The sequence below is a fragment of the Dickeya lacustris genome (genome assembly GCF_029635795.1).
In the GTDB taxonomy this organism is placed as follows: Bacteria; Pseudomonadota; Gammaproteobacteria; order Enterobacterales; family Enterobacteriaceae; genus Dickeya; species Dickeya lacustris.
Window position 1 is genome coordinate 577,996 of record NZ_CP114280.1, and the last position, 18,905, is coordinate 596,900.

An 18,905-nucleotide genomic window follows, 5' to 3' on the forward strand; every position below is an offset into this window, starting at 1 on the left:
GCCCCCATCTGGTAGCCCACCGCCGATTTCGCCGCCTCTTCACTCATCCCGGTGCGCATATACGCCGCAACCATACCGTTGAACAGTTCCCGCGTCTGTTTCGCTTCCTCGCCGGTGCTCACCAGTAACTGCTGTATCTGCTGATAACCGTCCTGCGTTTCCTTCGGATTCTGATAGCCCAGATTTTGATAGGTCGCCTGTTTCTCCAGCGCATCCTGGCGGGCGGCACTACAGGCTGAAGCACTGCCATCCATACAGGCTGCAACCAGTTCCTTACTGGTTTGCGCATCCTTACGATTCAGCGCATCACGCTCCTGTTTTTCCTGCTCGGTCAGGTTTTCTTTGTGATTGAGATACGTCTGGCGGCTCTTGTCCGTGCTGCTCAGATAGTTATTCTCCACCGCATTGCGACCGGCCTGCGCGCCGCTGGCGGCCGCGTCCACATTCCCGGAGACGATCCCCGCTGCCAGCCCCGCCGCCACCGAAGCCAGCGCGCTGACCGACTGTTTCTCCGTTTCCGTCAGCGTGTTGCCGTCACGACCCGGGTACAGCGCCTGCATGATAAGCAGCCGCGCCGCCAGTTCGCCGCCCGCCGCGCCCACAGCCCCTGCCGCTGCATCCTTGCCCGACACCTGCGCCACCACCGCCCCCACCAGCGCATGGCCCATCGCATTCGCCGCAATGTCCGAGGCCGTGGCGTTCTTCTCGTCCACTGGCATCGTCGCCTTTTTCACCAGTTGCGCCAGATACGGCGCCGACGCCCCTGCCAGCGCCTGTTGCAGGTTGCCGCCACCCGCCAGTGCCTGCAACGCCGCCGTCGCCGCCTGCAGCCCGCGCTGCACGTCGCTGCCCGTGCCGTACGACGCCATCACCGCCTTGTACGCCGGCGTCTCCGCCAGGTCTTTCCGGTATTTATCCCACGCGGCCTCGGAGGCGGTATCCGGCAGGCGATCCACCTTGCCACTGGCTTCTGCCGCCTGTGTCGCCCGGATATCCCCCGCCGTGCGCACCACCTCCATCACCTGCCCGCCCAGCGCCCCCACCGACTGCGCCAGCTGCAAGCGCTGCTGCTCCTTCTCCTTGTCAAACAGCGGACTCAGCCCGTTCGCCGCGTGCGCCGCATCCCGGCTCAGGCCCGCCACGTCCTGCTGCTGACCGCCCGGGTTGCGGATAATCAGCGCCCCCTCGCTCACCGCCGCGTACGTGGTGCTGGCAGCATTGCCGCCCCGCCCCAGTGACATCAGCGCCGACGGCGTGGTCATCGCCGCCGTTTTCAGCGCATCCATCAGCCCCGGCGCCGTGCTCAGGCTTATCCCGCCGCCGCTGTGCGACACCGAAAACTCGGCCCGGTTGTCAATATTGCCAAAGCCCAGCGTGCCCGTCTCCAGCCGGTTCTTCTCCGCGCTGGCCGTCGAGCCTATCACCGCGCCATCCAGCTGGGTGTGGTTGCCGACATGAATGTCGTAGCCCCCCTGACCGGCAAACAGCCCGGTCTGCTGCTGCACGCTGTCAAAACGGCTGCGCAGCTTGTCCCGGCTGGCCCCCAGATAGGCGCTGCCGGTCATGCTGCCAACGGTCAGGCTGCCGCCCGCCGACACGCTGGTCTGCGTCGAGTCATAGCGGTTGCTGTCCTGCTGGCTCGCCAGCCGCAGGTCGCCGCCCACGTTCGCCACAATGCGCTCGCCGCTCACCTGTGCCCCGGTCAGCCGCGTATCGCCGCCGCTGGTCAGGCTCACCTGATGCCCCGCATCCACCGTGGTCTCCGACCAGCTGTTGCCGCTGCCGAGCTCACGGCCGCTGGCCGCATTGCCGTTGGCAAACACGCTGAACCCGGCCCCGCCATTGCTCAGGCCGACGCTGACACCGATATTCCCGCCGCTGCTGTGGTTGCTGCCGCTCATCGACTCGGTGTTGCGCGCCGACAGCAGGTTAATCGCCCGCGACGCGTTCAGCGCCACATTGTTGGCCGCCTTCATCTGGCTACCGACGGCGGTGATATCCCCCTCGCGCGCCACCACGCTGATATCATGGCCCGCGTTCAGCGTCGAGGCAAAACTCTGCCACTGCTCGTGGGTCTGGCTGCTCGCCGCGCGCTGCGACCCCAGCGACACGCTGATGCCAACAAACGACGAGGCCCCCAGATTATTGGTATCCAGCTGCGTGCCCTGATATGCCTGATACCCCGACAGCGCTGCCTTCATCCCTTCCAGCGCCCGCAGCCGGCTGTCGCTCTGCGTCCGCGCCGCCTGCACCGCCTGCACCCCGGCGTTGATGGCCGCGCCCACCACGCCTGACAGCGCCACCGTCAGGCCCGCCGTCTTCTGCTCGAGGCGCTGTGTCTGGCTGTGCTGGTCGTGGCCCGGGTCCAGGGTGACGCGTTCACCCGTCACCTGAATGTCCCGCGCCGCCATCACGTCGGTGGCCGTCAGGCTCACCTGCTGCCCCGCACTCAGGCGCACCGTGCCTCCGGTGCTGCCCAGCGTGCTCACGCTCTGGCTCTGCGTCACCCCCGCCGCGTCCAGCGTCTGGCGCAGCGACGTGCTGCCTATCGTGAACCCGAGGCCGCCGCCGCTGAATATCCCGCTCTTTTTGCGGCTCACCTCTTCAACACTGCCGGTACGTCTCGGTGCCCGCCGAGGTGGTGAGGTCACGCCCCGCCGCCAGCGTCAGGTCGCCGTCCGCCGCCACCGCCGAGCCCTGCACCCCGATGTCCCGTCCCGCCAGCAGCGACACACTGCCCGCCGACAGCAGCGTCCCCTTCTCGGTGCTCTGCTCGGTGTCGCGCACCGTGTGCGTCACGGTCTTCGAGAACGCCTTCTTCTTCACCGTGGTTTCTTCAAAAAAGTCGTGCTGACGTTCCGTTGCCGACAGCAGGCTCAGGTCACGCCCCGCCAGCGCCGTCAGCGCCCCGCCCGCCTGCAGCGACGAGCCCTGCACCCGGATGTCCTGACCGGCCTGCAGACTCAGCCCCGTGCCCGCCGTCAGCACCGTGCTCTGCTGCGTCTGCGTCTGCTGCCAGTCCAGATGCCGGTTCCACGCATTCTGGCTGAACTGCGATTCGCTGCCCGACAGCAGGCTCAGGTCACGCCCTGCCGACAGCGCCATCGCCCCGCCGGCGGACAGCGCCGCCGCCGTAGCGCGGATATCCTGCCCGGCCTGCAGGCTCAGGCTGCCGCCGCTGGCCAGCTGGCTCTGCAACAGCCCCTGCTCGCGGCGCTCGTGCGTGTCGCCGCCCTGCACGTTCACCGTCCCGCGCTCGGTGGTCAGCGCCGTCAGCCGGAGGTCACGCCCCGCCGACAGCGCCATCGCCCCGCCGGAGGCCAGCTGTGCGCCCGCCAGCTCCAGGTCGCGCCCGGCCTGCAGCGTCAGCCCGTCGCGCGCCTGAATCAACCCCGCCTGCCCCACGTCGGTACGCAGCAGCGACCCGGTGCCGCGCCCGTCCTTCGCCGCCGTCTGCCAGGTGTTCAGCGTGGTGCGGTTGAGGATGTCCCCGGTGACGCTCGCCAGCGACACCTGCCCGCCCGTCACCGTCGCACTGATATTGGTCAGGTTGCCGAACGCCACCACGTTCAGGCTGCCGTCCGCCGACAGCAGCCCGCCCTCCCGGTTGCTCACCGTGCCGCCGCTGTGCAGCGCCAGTTGCTGGCCGCCCTGCATCGTGCTGCCCCGGTTGTCGATATCGCCGCCGGCGCTCAGGCTGACGCTGTTCGCCACGATGCGGCTGCCCTGCAGGTTGGTTTTATCCGCCTGCGCCAGATACAGCTTCGGCGCCAGCACCGTCTGCCCGCCCACGCTGACCGACTCCCACCACAGGATACTGTGGCTCAGGCCCGCCACCTGCGCCGGGCTCAGGCTCACCCCCAGTTGCAGGTTCAGCGCCGTTTTCGCCGCCACCGCGTTGTCCATCAGCCACTGCATCTGCGCCAGCTCCGAGCCCAGCCCGCCCAGATAGCGCTGCCCGGTCTGGCTCAGTACCGCATTGCTGATATAGCGCGTGTCAAAGGCCGCATCGCCGAGAAAGCGGTAGTCGTGCTCCGCATCCAGATTGAGCTTGCCCAGCAGGTAGTCCGACCCCAGTATCTGCGTGCGGTCGGTCAGCAGCGGACGCGTCTCCACCGGCACCGTGGTGGCCGGCGTCTGCCCCAGCAGCCCCTGCAGGTCGGCAAACAGGCCGTTATCCACCTGGCCGAGCCGGGTCAGCATCGGGTTGCTGCGTATCAGGTAACGGCTGTCGCTGGCGGTGTCCGCCACGAACAGGCCGTTCTGCGAGGCCGGCAGCGGGTAGTCGGTCAGCGTCGGGCCGGATACCGGCGCCAGCGCCTGGGTCATGGCCTGCTGCGCCTGGCCGGGCGTCAGCCCCGCCAGCGGGGAAACCGTCCCGCCCGTTACCGGGCGTGTGCCGTCTACCGGCCCGCTGCTCAGGCTGCCGGGTGTCACCGCCCCCGGCAGGTTCACCGTCGCCCCTGTCACCGGGCGCGTGCCGTCCACCGGCCCGCTGCTCAGGCCGCCGGTTGCCACCGCCCCCGGCAGGTTCACCGTAGCCCCCGTTACCGGGCGCGTGCCGTCCACCGGCCCGCCGCTCAGGCCGCCGGGTGCCACTGCCCCCGGCAGGCTCACCGTCGCCCCTGTCACCGGGCGCGTGCCGTCCACCGGCCCGCCGCTCAGTCCACCGGTTGCCACCGCCCCCGGCAGGCTCACCGTCGCCCCCGTCACCGGGCGCGTGCCGTCCACCGGCCCGCTGCTCAGGCCGCCGGGTGCCACTGCCCCCGGCAGGCTCACCGTCGCCCCCGTTACCGGGCGTGTACTGTCCACCGGCCCGCTGCTCAGGCCGACCGCTGTCTGCCCCGGCAGGGCACTGCCGCCACCACCCGGCACCCCGCCGCTGCGCGCCACGTTACTGTAACCGCTGTTCAGCCCGGCACCGCCACCCGCCAGCGCCACGCCGCCGGTGCCGCCCACGGCGGTCGTACTGATGCCGCCCGCCGCACCCGACAGCCCCCGGTCAGACTGGGCCGTTTCGGTACTCAGCGCCGCCACGCCGCCCAGCGACGGCGCCGACAGGGACGGCATAAACCCGCCGCTGCCCGGTTGCAGGCTGGTGTTGCTGATATTTTGCGAGAAACTGGCGTTAATCGAACCACCTGCCTGAATGGTGGCGGTATAGGACTGGCCGGGAACAAATTCACTTATAGGGTCTCTGCTTGAAAGAGAGTAATAGATATATGGTTCTAAATTGATATGCTGAGAACGAATAAAATCCTCTTTGATACCAATGTTTGGCGTAACACTTTGCTTATATTCATAGATTAAATAACTCTCCCTACTTCCTGACTGATAGCTAAAATTATTTAAATCATTGCCAATCATGTAAATATCATTATTAGCACTTAAAAGAGAAGAAATGTTCGATAACTTACTGGCATTAATAGATATATTTCTTCCAGAGTTTATTTTCCCAACACCACCTTGGGAATACACGCCAACAGTTTCCTTACTTATAGTGACCTTTTTTATAAAGTATTCTTTATATGGTGCATAGTCAGCCCATATATCAGTTATATCGTTAGCAATTCGAGATGGATGATAATAAATACCTATCTCACCCTCACCAAACCAACTCACCGGGATCGCGACCCTTGTACCGCCCGCCCAGTCCGGTATCTCTGCCGCCGTGCTGCCGCTCTCCGTTACCGTCAGCCCCTCGCGCTGGTTGGTCAGCGTGCCGGTACGCACCGTGATATCCCCGCGCTGCGTCTCTATCGTCCCCGAACTGTTCAGCACGCTGCCGCTGGCGTTCCCCGCCTCGTCACGCTGTATCCACAGGCTGTTGCCCGCCAGAATGTTACCCAACCGGTTCACCAGCGCGTCTGACAGCAGCAGCACGTTGCCCGCGCCATACAGCAGGCTGCCGTTCTCTATCCGCCCCGCCGCCCGCAGCAGCAGGTCGCCCGCCGTGCCGATAAAGCCCCGGTTCACCAGGTCACTGCCCGAGACCAGACTCAGCGGCCCGCCCGCCTGTATCGTGCCCGTCTCCTCCTGCACCAGCGACGCCGCCGTCAGCCGGCTCTCGCCCCCGCCCGCCACAATGCGCCCCTGCTGCGTCAGCCTGCCGGTGCTCGTCACCGTCACGCCATTACCCTGTAACGTGCCCGCCTGCACCAGGTCGCCCGCCACGTTCAGCGTCAGCTGCCCGCCCGCCGCCAGCGTGCGCGTGAACATCATCGGGCTGCCGATGTCCGCCCGCAGGTCGCCCAGCGCCACCAGTTGCCCGTCCTGCGCCAGCGAACCGGTACTCAGCTGCAGCCCGCCCGCACTGTACAGCCGCCCCGTGGCGGTGTTGTTGAGGGCCGCCGCCTGCAACGCCAGCTGCGTCAGCCCCAGCAGCGTGCCCCGGTTCTCCAGCGCCCCGTCGGTTATCACCGTCAGCCGGTCGGCCTGCACCCGTCCGGTATTCGTCCACTGCGGCAGGTGCAGCGTCAGCGACTGCCCCGCCTGCAGCGCGCCGCTGTTCTCCAGTTGCCCCACCGACAGCGACACCGCCGGGCCCTGCAACCAACCGGTGTTGGTCAGCTGCGAACCCGACAGCGACAGCGTGCCGCCGCTCACCAGCTCGCCCGGGTTGTTCACCATCCCCCGGCTGACCACCCCCAGCTCGCGCTGCCCTTCCAGACGGCCCGCATTCCACACCGTTCCGGCGTCCAGCGTCAGCCCGCCGCCGCGTATCAGCGCCCCCGACAGGTTCTCCAGCGCCCCGTCCAGCGTCGCCGTCAGCTGGCCCGTGCCCGTCAGCCCACCCTGATTGCGCAACGCGCCCGCGCGCAGCGTCACCGTCTGCCCCTGCACCTGCCCGGCGTTGTCCACCCCGGAGGCCGTCAGCCCCAGCGCCCCGTTACTCAGCAGCTCGCTGCCCGCCAGCCCGCTATAGCGCCCCGCCAGCGTCAGCGTCGCGCCGTCCACCCCCAGCAGCGTGCCGCCGTTCACCAGCGACCCGGCCGTCAGCTCCAGCTGCGAGGACTGCCACAGCCCCCGGTTGTCCAGCGTCCCGGTCGTCAGCGCGCCGCGCCCGCCACTGAGCAGCCGCCCGCCCGCGCCGTTGCTCACCCGCTCGCCGGTAGTCCGCCGTCAGCCCGCCCTGCGCCAGCAGCGTGCCGCTGTTCTCAAAGACCGCCCCGGTCAGCGTGGTCTGCGCGCCGCCCTGTATCTGCCCGGCGTTGGTCAGCTGCTTCACCCCGAGACGCAGGCGCTCCAGCCCCGAGACCGTGCCCCGGTTGATGAGCGTATCGCCGTCCAGCGACAGCGACCGCGCCTGCCAGCCCCCGGCGTTGTCCGCCACGCCCGCCGTCAGCGTCGCCGCGCCGTCACTCAGCAGCAGGCTGCCCGCCGTGCCGTCATAACGCGACAGCCCGCTCAGGGTCAGCGCCGACGTCCCCTGCAGCCGGCCCCGGTTCGTCACCTGGCCGCCCTGCAGCGTCAGCGTGTCGCCCTGCAGCACGCCGCCATTGTCCAGCGCCGCCGCGCTCACGTTCACCGCGCCGTTCCCCAGCACGCTGCCTGCGTTATCCAGCTGTCCCCGGCTGGCGACATCCAGCTGCGACAGCCCCACCAGCCGCCCGCCGTTGCTCAGGCTCCCGGCCGTCAGCCACAGCTGGCCGCCGCCGATATCGCCCTGCTGCCACAGCGTGCCGGTCTCAAGCGCCACCCGGCCATTGCTGCGCACCTCGCTGCCCGCCTCGCCCCGGTAGTCCTGCGCCAGCGTCAGCGACACCCCCGAGACCCCGAGCAGCGCGCCCCAGTTGAACAGCTGCTGTGCCGACAGCGTCAGGTGGCTGCCCTGCCAGCCGCCCTGATGCACCACCGTGCCGGCCTGTACCTGCCAGTCACCGTTACTGAGCAGCGCACTCGCCGCCCCGGTCTCCAGCCGGTCGCTCAGAAACAGCCCGCCGCCCTGCTCGGCCAGCAGGCTCCCCCGGTTGGTCAGCCGCTCGCCGGTCAGCGTCAGCCAGCCGCTCTCCAGTCGTCCATCGTTTTCCAGTTGCCCGGCCGTCACGGTCATCGCGCCGTCGGCCAGCAGCCGCCCGGTGTTGCTGACCTGCCCGGCCGTGACCGACAGCGTGCCCGCCGCCAGTGCCCCGCCATTCACCAGCTGGCTGACCTGAAGCTGGCCGTCGCCGCGCGCCACCAGCGTGCCGGTGTTGACCAGCGCCCCACGGCCCGTCGCGTCACTGGCGAGTGTCACCTCCAGCGCGCCGTCGCTCTGAAGCTGGCCGGCGTTGTGCATCTCGCCGCCATGAATAAGTAAACGACCCGCCTGCCACACCCCGTCACTGGTCAGGCTGGCGGCACGCAGCCACGCCGTGCCCGCACTCAGCAGCTGACTGTCGTGCCCGGTAGTCAGGGTGGTGGCCTCCAGCGTCAGCCCGTTCAGGCCAAGCAGTCGGCCACGGTTGGTGAGATCAACGGCCGAGAGCGTCACTGTGTCGCCCTGCATCTCACCGGCGTTGTCCAGCGTGGCGGCGGTGACGCCCAGCGCCCCGCCACTCAGCCACTGCCCGCCTGCACCGTTGTTCGCCGCCCCGGTGATGGCCAGCGTCAGCGCGTCCACCCCCAGCAGCGTGCCGCTGCCGGACAGCGAAGCCGCATTGACCGCCAGCCGCTGCCCTTCCAGCCGCCCGGTATTGCGCAGTGTGCCCGGTGCAGGAGCAAGGGAAACAGTATTTGAAGCATTACTTAAGGTATTAAAAGAAGAAGCAGTGTCAGCCGACGGCAGCGTCACCGTCAGCCCGTTACGGCCACTGAGCAGCCCGCTGTTGTCAAGCATCCCGGCCCGCAGCGTCGTGACGCCACCCGCCAGCGTGCCGCCGTTGGTCAGCCCGTCCGCCAGTGTCAGCGTCAGTGCCCCGGCCGCATTCACCTGCCCGGCATTGATGAGGGTGTCGCCCGTCAGCGTCAGGCTGTCTGCCTGCCAGCGCCCCCCCGTGCCAATCTGTGTGTTGCCGGTGAGCGACAGCGCCGCGTCACTGTACAGACGGCCTGCGCCCTGATAGTCGCCGGTCAGCGACAGCGGCCCGCCGGCAGCCAGTGTGCCGTCGTTAGTGAACGACAGCGCCTGCGCCGTCAGCGCCCCGCGTACCGACACCTCACCGCTGTTGGCAAGGGTGGCCGCCTGCCACTGCGCCGCGCCGTTGGCGCGCAGGGCGCCGCTGTTGCCGAGGCCCCCGGTCAGCGTAATGTCCAGCGCGCCGTCACTCTCCAGCTGCCCGGCGTTGTGCATCTCGCCGCCACGGATAAGCAGGCGACCGGCCTGCCACACCCCGTCACTGGTCAGGCTGGCCGCACGCAGCCACGCCGTGCCCGCACTCAGCAGCTGGCTGTCGCGCCCGGTGGTCAGGGTGGTGGCCTCCAGCGTCAGCCCGTTCAGGCCAAGCAGTCGGCCACGGTTAGTCAGGTCAACGGCCGAGAGCGTCAGCGTGTCGCCCTGCACCTCACCGGCGTTCTCCAGCGTGGCGGCGGTGACGCCCAATGCCCCACCACTCAGCCACTGACCGCCCGTGCTGTTAACTGCCGCCCCGGTGATGGCCAGCGTCAGCGCGTCCACCCCCAGCAGCGTGCCGCTGCCGGACAGCGAAGCGGCATTGACCGCCAGCCGCTGACCTTCCAGCCGCCCGCTGTTACGCAGCGCGCCCGGTGCCGCCGCAGAAGGAGAGGATGACAACAAAGAAAGAAGAGACGTGCCCGACGGCAGCGTCACCGTCAGCCCGTTGCGGCCACTGAGCAGCCCGCTGTTGTCCAGCCACCCGGCCCGCAGCGCCGTGATGCCGCCCGCCAGCGTGCCGCCGTTGGTCAGCCCGTCCGTCAGTGTCAGCGTCAGCGCCCCCGCCGCATTCACCTGCCCGGCATTGATGAGGGTGTCGCCGATCAGCGTCAGGCTGTCCGCCTGCCAGCGGCCCCCGGCCCCGATAGTGGTGTTGCCGGTGAGCGACAGCACCCCGTCACTGTACAGACGGCCTGTGCCCTGATAGTCGCCGGTCAGCGACAGTGGCCCACCGGCGGCCAGTGTGCCGTCGTTGCTGAACGACAGCACCTGCGCCGTCAGCGCCCCGCGTACCGACACCTCACCGCTGTTGCTCAGGGTTGCCGCCTGCCACTGCGCCGCGCCGTTGGCACGCAGCGCGCCGCTGTTGCCGAGGCTCCCGGTCAGCGTGATATCCAGCGCACCGTCACTCTCCAGCTGCCCGGCGTTGTGCATCTCGCCGCCACGGATAAGCAGGCGACCCGCCTGCCACACCCCGTCACTGGTCAGGCTGGCCGCGCGAAGCAGCGCCGTGCCCGCACTCAGCAGTTGGCTGTCGCGCCCGCTGGTCAGGGTGGTGGCCTCCAGCGTCAGCCCGTTCAGGCCAAGCAGTCGGCCACGGTTGGTGAGGTCAACGGCCGAGAGCGTCAGCGTGTCGCCCTGCACCTCGCCCGCGTTGTCCAGCGTGGCAGCGGTGACGCCCAGCGCCCCGCCACTCAGCCACTGCCCGCCCGTGCCGTTGTTCGCCGCCCCGGTGATGGCCAGCGTCAGCGCATCCACCCCCAGCAGCGTGCCGCCACTGGACAGCGAAGCCGCATTGACCGCCAGCCGCTGCCCTTCCAGCCGCCCGCTGTTGCGCAGCGTGCCCGGTGCAGGGGAAACGGTATTATTGTTGAGCAGCGTGACCGCCGTAGCAGTGTTGAGTCCCGTCGCGTTATCGCCAGCGGCGCCCATCGAAGAGGGCGTGTGACTGGCCGACAGCGCGGCATGACTATTAACAGAAGCAGTGTCAGCCGACGGCAGCGTCACCGTCAGCCCGTTGCGGCCACTGAGCAGCCCGCTGTTGTCCAGCCACCCGGCCCGCAGCGCCGTGATGCCGCCCGCCAGCGTGCCGCTGTTGGTCAGCCCGTCCGTCAGTGTCAGCGTCAGCGCCCCCGCCGCATTCACCTGCCCGGCATTGATGAGGGTGTCGCCGATCAGCGTCAGGCTGTCCGCCTGCCAGCGGCCCCCGGCCCCGATAGTGGTGTTGCCGGTGAGCGACAGCACCCCGTCACTGTACAGACGGCCTGTGCCCTGATAGTCGCCGGTCAGCGACAGTGGCCCACCGGCGGCCAGTGTGCCGTCGTTGCTGAACGACAGCACCTGCGCCGTCAGCGCCCCGCGTACCGACACCTCACCGCTGTTGCTCAGGGTTGCCGCCTGCCACTGCGCCGCGCCGTTGGCACGCAGCGCGCCGCTGTTGCCGAGGCTCCCGGTCAGCGTGATATCCAGCGCACCGTCACTCTCCAGCTGCCCGGCATTGTGCATCTCGCCGCCACGGATAAGCAGGCGACCCGCCTGCCACACCCCGTCACTGGTCAGGCTGGCCGCGCGAAGCAGCGCCGTGCCCGCACTCAGCAGTTGGCTGTCGCGCCCGCTGGTCAGGGTGGAAGCGTCCAGCGTCAGCCCGTTCAGGCCAAGCAGTCGGCCACGGTTGGTGAGGTCAACGGCCGAGAGCGTCAGCGTGTCGCCCTGCACCTCACCGGCGTTCTCCAGCGAGGCGGCAGTGACGCCCAGCGCCCCGCCACTCAGCCACTGACCGCCCGTGCCGTTAACTGCCGCCCCGGTAATGGCCAGCGTCAGCGCATCCACCCCCAGCAGCGTGCCGCTGCCGGACAGCGAAGCGGCATTGACTGTCAGCCGTTGCCCCTCCAGCCGCCCACTGTTGCGCAGTGTGCCCGGTGCCGCCGCAGAAGAAGAGGATGACAACAAGGAAAGAAGAGACGTGCCCGACGGCAGCGTCACCGTCAGCCCGTTGCGGCCACTGAGCAGCCCGCTGTTGTCAAGCATCCCGGCCCGCAGCGTCGTGATGCCACCCGCCAGCGTGCCGCCGTTGGTCAGCCCGTCCGCCAGTGTCAGCGTCAGCGCCCCCGCCGCATTCACCTGCCCGGCATTGATGAGGGTGTCGCCGATCAGCGTCAGGCTGTCCGCCTGCCAGCGGCCCCCGGCCCCGATAGTGGTGTTGCCGGTGAGCGACAGCACCCCGTCACTGTACAGACGGCCTGTGCCCTGATAGTCGCCGGTCAGCGACAGTGGCCCACCGGCGGCCAGTGTGCCGTCGTTGCTGAACGACAGCACCTGCGCCGTCAGCGCCCCGCGTACCGACACCTCACCGCTGTTGCTCAGGGTTGCCGCCTGCCACTGCGCCGCGCCGTTGGCACGCAGCGCGCCGCTGTTGCCGAGGCCCCCGGTCAGCGTAATGTCCAGCGCACCGTCACTCTCCAGCTGGCCGGCATTGTGCATCTCGCCGCCACGGATAAGCAGGCGACCCGCCTGCCACACCCCGTCACTGGTCAGGCTGGCCGCGCGAAGCAGCGCCGTGCCCGCACTCAGCAGCTGGCTGTCGTGCCCGCTGGTCAGCGTGGAAGCCTCCAGCGTCAGCCCGTTCAGGCCAAGCAGTCGGCCACGGCTGGTGAGGTCAACGGCCGAGAGCGTCAGCGTGTCGCCCTGCACCTCGCCCGCGTTGTCCAGCGAGGCGGCGGTGACGCCCAGCGCCCCGCCACTCAGCCACTGACCGCCCGTGCCGTTCGTCGCCGCCCCGGTGATGGCCAGCGTCAGCGCATCCACCCCCAGCAGCATGCCGCTGCCGGACAGCGAAGCGGCATTGACCGCCAGCCGCTGACCCTCCAGCCGCCCGCTGTTGCGCAGCGCGCCCGGTGCCGCCGCAGAAGGAGAGGATGACAACAAAGAAAGAAGAGACGTGCCCGACGGCAGCATCACCGTCAGCCCGTTACGGCCACTGATCAGCCCGCTGTTGTCCAGCCACCCGGCCTGCAGCGTCGTAATGCCACCCGCCAGCGTGCCGCCGTTGGTCAGCCCGTCCGTCAGTGTCAGCGTCAGCGCCCCGGCCGCATTCACCTGCCCGGCACTGGTCAGGCTGCCGCCCGTCACCGTGACGTCCTGTGCCTGCCAGCGCCCGCCCGTGCCAATCTGTGTGTTGCCGGTGAGCGACAGTGCCGCGTCACTGTAAAGTCGGCCTGTGCCCTGATAGTCGCCGGTCAGCGACAGTGGCCCGCCGGCGGCCAGCGTACCGTCGTTGCTGAACGACAGCGCTTGCGCCGTCAGCGTGATATCCAGCGCACCGTCACTCTCCAGCTGCCCGGCGTTGTGCATCTCGCCGCCACGGATCAGCAAACGACCCGCCTGCCACACCCCGTCACTGGTCAGGCTGGCGGCACGCAGCCACGCCGTGCCCGCACTCAGCAGCTGACTGTCGTGCCCGGTAGTCAGGGTGGTGGCCTCCAGCGTCAGCCCGTTCAGGCCAAGCAGTCGGCCACGGTTGGTGAGATCAACGGCCGAGAGCGTCACTGTGTCGCCCTGCATCTCACCGGCGTTGTCCAGCGTGGCGGCGGTGACGCCCAGCGCCCCGCCACTCAGCCACTGCCCGCCTGCACCGTTGTTCGCCGCCCCGGTGATGGCCAGCGTCAGCGCATCCACCCCCAGCAGCGTGCCGCTGCCGGACAGCGAAGCCGCATTGACCGCCAGCCGCTGCCCTTCCAGCCGCCCGGTATTGCGCAGTGTGCCCGGTGCAGGAGCAAGGGAAACAGTATTTGAAGCATTACTTAAGGTATTAAAGAAGAAGCAGTGTCAGCCGACGGCAGCGTCACCGTCAGCCCGTTACGGCCACTGAGCAGCCCGCTGTTGTCAAGCATCCCGGCCCGCAGCGTCGTGACGCCACCCGCCAGCGTGCCGCCGTTGGTCAGCCCGTCCGCCAGTGTCAGCGTCAGTGCCCCGGCCGCATTCACCTGCCCGGCATTGATGAGGGTGTCGCCCGTCAGCGTCAGGCTGTCTGCCTGCCAGCGCCCCCCCGTGCCAATCTGTGTGTTGCCGGTGAGCGACAGCGCCGCGTCACTGTACAGACGGCCTGCGCCCTGATAGTCGCCGGTCAGCGACAGCGGCCCGCCGGCAGCCAGTGTGCCGTCGTTAGTGAACGACAGCGCCTGCGCCGTCAGCGCCCCGCGTACCGACACCTCACCGCTGTTGGCAAGGGTGGCCGCCTGCCACTGCGCCGCGCCGTTGGCGCGCAGGGCGCCGCTGTTGCCGAGGCCCCCGGTCAGCGTAATGTCCAGCGCGCCGTCACTCTCCAGCTGCCCGGCGTTGTGCATCTCGCCGCCACGGATAAGCAGGCGACCGGCCTGCCACACCCCGTCACTGGTCAGGCTGGCCGCACGCAGCCACGCCGTGCCCGCACTCAGCAGCTGGCTGTCGCGCCCGGTGGTCAGGGTGGTGGCCTCCAGCGTCAGCCCGTTCAGGCCAAGCAGTCGGCCACGGTTAGTCAGGTCAACGGCCGAGAGCGTCAGCGTGTCGCCCTGCATCTCACCGGCGTTGTCCAGCGTGGCGGCGGTGACGCCCAGCGCCCCGCCACTCAGCCACTGCCCGCCTGCACCGTTGTTCGCCGCCCCGGTGATGGCCAGCGTCAGCGCATCCACCCCCAGCAGCGTGCCGCTGCCGGACAGCGAAGCCGCATTGACCGCCAGCCGCTGCCCTTCCAGCCGCCCGGTATTGCGCAGTGTGCCCGGTGCAGGAGCAAGGGAAACAGTATTTGAAGCATTACTTAAGGTATTAAAAGAAGAAGCAGTGTCAGCCGACGGCAGCGTCACCGTCAGCCCGTTACGGCCACTGAGCAGCCCGCTGTTGTCAAGCATCCCGGCCCGCAGCGTCGTTACGCCACCCGCCAGCGTGCCGCCGTTGGTCAGCCCGTCCGCCAGTGTCAGCGTCAGTGCCCCGGCCGCATTCACCTGCCCGGCATTGATGAGGGTGTCGCCCGTCAGCGTCAGGCTGTCTGCCTGCCAGCGCCCCCCCGTGCCAATCTGTGTGTTGCCAGTGAGCGACAGCGCCGCGTCACTGGTCAGCAGGCCTGCGCCCTGATAGTCGCCGGTCAGCGACAGCGGCCCGCCGGCAAACACCGCCCCGTCGTTAAAGAGCGACGTCACCGCCAGCCGGCCGTCTTCCGTCACGCTCAGGCTGCCGCTGTGCTGCCACACGCCCGTCGTCAGCGCCATCCGCCGCGCCTGCGTCGTCCCGGCGTCCGACAGCGACCCGCCCGATACCTGCAACAGCCCGCCGCTGCTCAGGCGGCCCGATGCGCCCTGATTCAGCGCCCCCGTCACCGTCAGCTGCACCTGCTCGCGGCCCTGCACCGTCCCCTGACTCTCCAGCGACGACCCGCTGACCGTCACCGTCCCGCCCGACACCGTGCCCCGGTTCGAGACCGCCCCGCCGCTCACCGTCAGCGCGCCCCCCGCCAGCAGCTGACCGCCGTTCTCCACCCCGTCCGCCGTCACCGTCAGTGACGTATCCGCCGCCAGCGTGCCGCCATTTTGCAGCCGGCCCGCCTGCACCGTCACCTGCCGGCCGCTCACCGTCCCCCGGTTGGTCAGCGCCGGCGTCGTCAGCCTCAGCTCGCCCCCCGCCAGCGTGCCCCGGTTCTCCAGCGACTGCGCCGTCACCGTCAGTGGCCCGCCTGCCAGCAGCTCGCCGTCCCAGCCCGCCTGCGTAAAGCCCTGCGCCGTCAGCGCCCCCGATGCCTGCCAGCGCCCGCGCCCGTCCAGCGTCGTACCGCTCAGGCTCAGGCTCTGCGCCCCGGCTTCGCCGTCCAGACTCAGCGCGCCGCCGCTCACCGTCAGTCCGCTGTCGGCACGCCACGCCCCACCCGACGCCTGACTCACCCCGCCGTCCGACCGCAGCGATAACCGGTCGCCGCTCAGGTGGCTCTGCCCCAGCCCCAGCGAGGCCCCCGACAGCGTCACCCCGTAGCCCGGCATCACCTGACCCGCCGCCGTCACCCCCGCACTCAGCTGCGCCGCCGTTGCCGTCACCGCGCCGCCGCTCTCCACCGTCAGCCCGCCGCCCGCACGCACCCCGCTCGTCGTCAGCGCCACGCCCTGCCCGCCCCGCAGCCGGATATCGCCCTCCGCCTGCTGCTGCCCCGTCAGTGTCAGCGTCCGGCCCTGTGCCGTCAGCGCCCCCTGCGCCACCGCCGTCCCGACCTGAAGATGCCCGTCCGCCGTCAGCGTGATGTCACCCTGCCGCGCCCCCAGCCCCGACGTGTTCACCCCCACGCCCTGACCCGTCGAGACCAGCCGGATACGGTTGGCGTACATGCCCCCCAGCGCCCCGGTGTCCAGCGCCAGCGACGGCCCGCCCGCCGGTGACGCCTGCGCGCTCACCTCGCCGTCCGCCCCGACCCGGTTCGTCCCCAGCACCACCTGGGCCTCGCCACCGGCATTCAGCCCCGCCTGCAGGCTGGCCGTGTGCGCTATCAGCGCAAAATAGTCGCTCCGGCTCGCATCCAGCCCCGCCCCCGTCACCAGAATGTCGCCGCCGCGCACATCCAGCCCCGACAGGCCGCCCGCCGCGTTCACCTGCGGCACCCCCGTCGTCAGCGTGATGCGCGGCGTGTTGATAAACCCGCAGCCGTTACAGGTGATGCCATACGGGTTCGCCACCACAACCGACGCCGCCGGCCCCGCCACCTCCAGATAGCCCGACAGCTCGCTGCGGGTCGGCGACACCACCTCGTTGAGTATCGCCCCCGCCGGGCGGCCTCCCGCCACCAGATTCGGGTTGTTCTGGATAAGCCCGCCCAGCTGTGTCGCCGTCAGCGCCGCCGTGCCGTTGTTCAGGATGAGCCCGCGTCCGTCCACGCTGAATGACTGGTAGCGGTTGTGCGACAGCCCCGTGGCATCCGGTGCGGCAATGTTCACCACCGGCACCCCGTTGCCCGCCACGTCCACCGTCGTCGGCCCCGTGGCCACCGTCACCCCGGCCGCCCGCGCGCTCAGTACCGGCTGCATCCCCGTCAGCCAGACCAGCCCCCACACCAGCGCCCGCTGCCACACCGCCACCGTCTTCGTCCCTGACCCCTGATTCATCGCCTCACCCGTACCCGTCTGTTCACTCTGTTCACTGCGTCTGTCTGTTCACGGCGTCAGGCTGTTCCCGTGCGCCGGTGCGCCCGCTAGAACGCCACGCCCACCCGGTAACTCACCACCACCCGGTCCGGTGCCAGCCACGCCGGGTATGCCAGCGGCCAGCCCACCGTCACCTGATGACTGAGCGCGCCGCCCGAGGCCGTCAGCCCCACCGCCCCGCCCCACAGCGACGCCGCCGTCTCCGTGTCCTGACGGTGGTTGTAAAGCTGACCGCCGTCCAGCGCCGCCAGCACCCCTATCGCCCCCAGCCCCGGCAGTTGACCCGCCTGCCAGGTCATCTCATTGCGCCAGTACAGCCCCCGGTTGCCCGCCGTGTACTGCTCCTGAAAGCCCCGCACCGACGACTCGCCCCCCAGCGTCAGCTGCTCGCCGCCGTACAGCCGTGACGCCGCATACTGCCCGTACAGGCTGCCCAGGTAGCTCAGGCGCTCGCCCAGCGGATGGTAGTAGCTCGCCGACAGCGTCCACTTGTTGAACTCCGCGCGCGGCGTCTGCGCCTGCGCGTCACTGTCCGTGCTGGCCCCCAGCCACCGCACCCCGCGACTGTAAGCCGGGTTCACCGTCGCCAGACCGCCCCACAGCTTCTGACTGTGCCCCAGCCCCAGCGACACGCTGCTGAACCGCTGGCTCGACGGCAGCGACGTGCCGTTCAGCCGGTGCAGGCCGCTGCGCTGGCTGAACGTCGCCGACAGCGCCGTCTTCATGCGCGCATCCCGGTACACCACCCGCGACAGCGACAGCCGGTGCGTGTCGCTCGCCCCCGTGGACGTCCACGGGTAGCCCCGGTTGATAAAAATGTTGCGGTAGTGACTCTGCGAATAACTGTACCCCAGCGTCCAGTACCCCCACGGCACCGACATCCCCGCCTGCAGGCTGCGCGCATCGTGGCTGGTGGCGAAGCCGCTGCTGTGCCCCGGGTTGATAAACCACTGGTCTGCCACCCCCAGCACGTTATCCACCACCAGACTCCCCGACAGTTGCCACACCCCGGTACTGCGCTGGCCGCTGTTGTCCAGCGTCACGCTGCCGCTCACCGGCCCGCGCGCCGCCCGCGTCAGGTTCACCCGCGAGTACCCCGCCTCGCGGCCCGGCGCTATCTCCACCGTCACCTGCTGTGACGGCAGCCGGTTCATCTGCTCCATGCCCTGCTCGATGTCGCGCAGGTTCAGCACCTGCCCCTCCAGGCCCGCAAACGCCGCCCGCGTCAGGCCCGCCGCCGACTGGTTGACCGTGATGGCCTCCACCCGCCCTTCCAGGATCTCCAGTTGCAGCTCGCCGCCCGACAAATCCTGCTCGCGTAAAAAAGCCCGGCTGGTGACATAGCCCCGCTCGATGTACCAGTTGCTGACGTCATGCACCAGCTGGTTTATCTGCGCCAGCCGGACGCACTGCCCGACATAGGGCGCACCGAGCCGCACCCGGTCGCCAGCGTCCAGCAGGGTGCTGTGATGAAAATGAATGCGATGAAGGGGAAAACAGGGGCCGGCGTCCGCCGCGTCCGGGGCAGGCAGCGGCGCGGCTGAGACCGCCGTGAGCCGTTGCAGCGCCGCGCGCTGGCCGCGCGCCTGCTCGATAAGCGCCGACTGCTGCTGCTCACTCTCGTGACGCTCGGCCGGCGTCAGTGGGGCGGCCTGCGCGACCGGACCGAACGCGACCGGGCCGAAATAGAGGGCCATGCCCCACAGCAGGGCTGTCGCCCTGACCATCATCCTGATGCTGACTGCCATTGTTGTGTCCCTGATAAACCGGCCCTGCGGAAAAAAGTGGCAGGATAGTAATGCGGTATATTTTCAAAAACAATACAAATATTTACAAAAACACCCCTAATAATTTTTTGTTATGTCGGGATGTAAACCGGCCTAACAATAAGCCTAACAGCCGCCCTAACAACAGGCCTAACGCGCGGGCGTCACGCCGCTATC

At 69.0% G+C, this 18,905-nt stretch carries 3 protein-coding genes and 1 pseudogene; all 4 read right to left on the bottom strand.

Annotation, left to right across the window (positions count from 1 at the left end; all coding sequences use genetic code 11):
- Positions 1 to 218: 218 nt before the first annotated feature.
- Positions 219 to 6,981, bottom strand: a pseudogene (locus O1Q98_RS19840) (hemagglutinin repeat-containing protein); the annotation flags it as partial.
- Positions 6,920 to 13,486: a beta strand repeat-containing protein gene (locus tag O1Q98_RS02640; protein ID WP_278142796.1), complete on the bottom strand. Its 6,567-nt coding sequence runs from the start codon at positions 13,484 to 13,486 to the stop codon at positions 6,920 to 6,922. The pseudogene O1Q98_RS19840 and the gene O1Q98_RS02640, both read right to left, overlap by 62 nt.
- A gap of 125 nt (positions 13,487 to 13,611) precedes the next feature.
- Positions 13,612 to 16,923, bottom strand: coding sequence for a two-partner secretion domain-containing protein (locus tag O1Q98_RS02645; protein WP_341275982.1), 3,312 nt, complete (start codon positions 16,921 to 16,923; stop codon positions 13,612 to 13,614).
- Positions 16,924 to 17,009: 86 nt separating this feature from the next.
- Positions 17,010 to 18,659, bottom strand: coding sequence for a ShlB/FhaC/HecB family hemolysin secretion/activation protein (locus tag O1Q98_RS02655; RefSeq protein ID WP_125259355.1), 1,650 nt, complete (start codon positions 18,657 to 18,659; stop codon positions 17,010 to 17,012).
- Positions 18,660 to 18,905 lie beyond the last annotated feature (246 nt).

Excerpts from the sequence above, each read along its gene's own strand:
- O1Q98_RS02645 (WP_341275982.1), bottom strand. The coding sequence starts at position 16,923 with ATGAATCAGGGGTCAGGGACGAAGACGGTGGCGGTGTGGCAGCGGGCG.
- O1Q98_RS02655 (WP_125259355.1), bottom strand. The coding sequence starts at position 18,659 with ATGGCCCTCTATTTCGGCCCGGTCGCGTTCGGTCCGGTCGCGCAGGCC.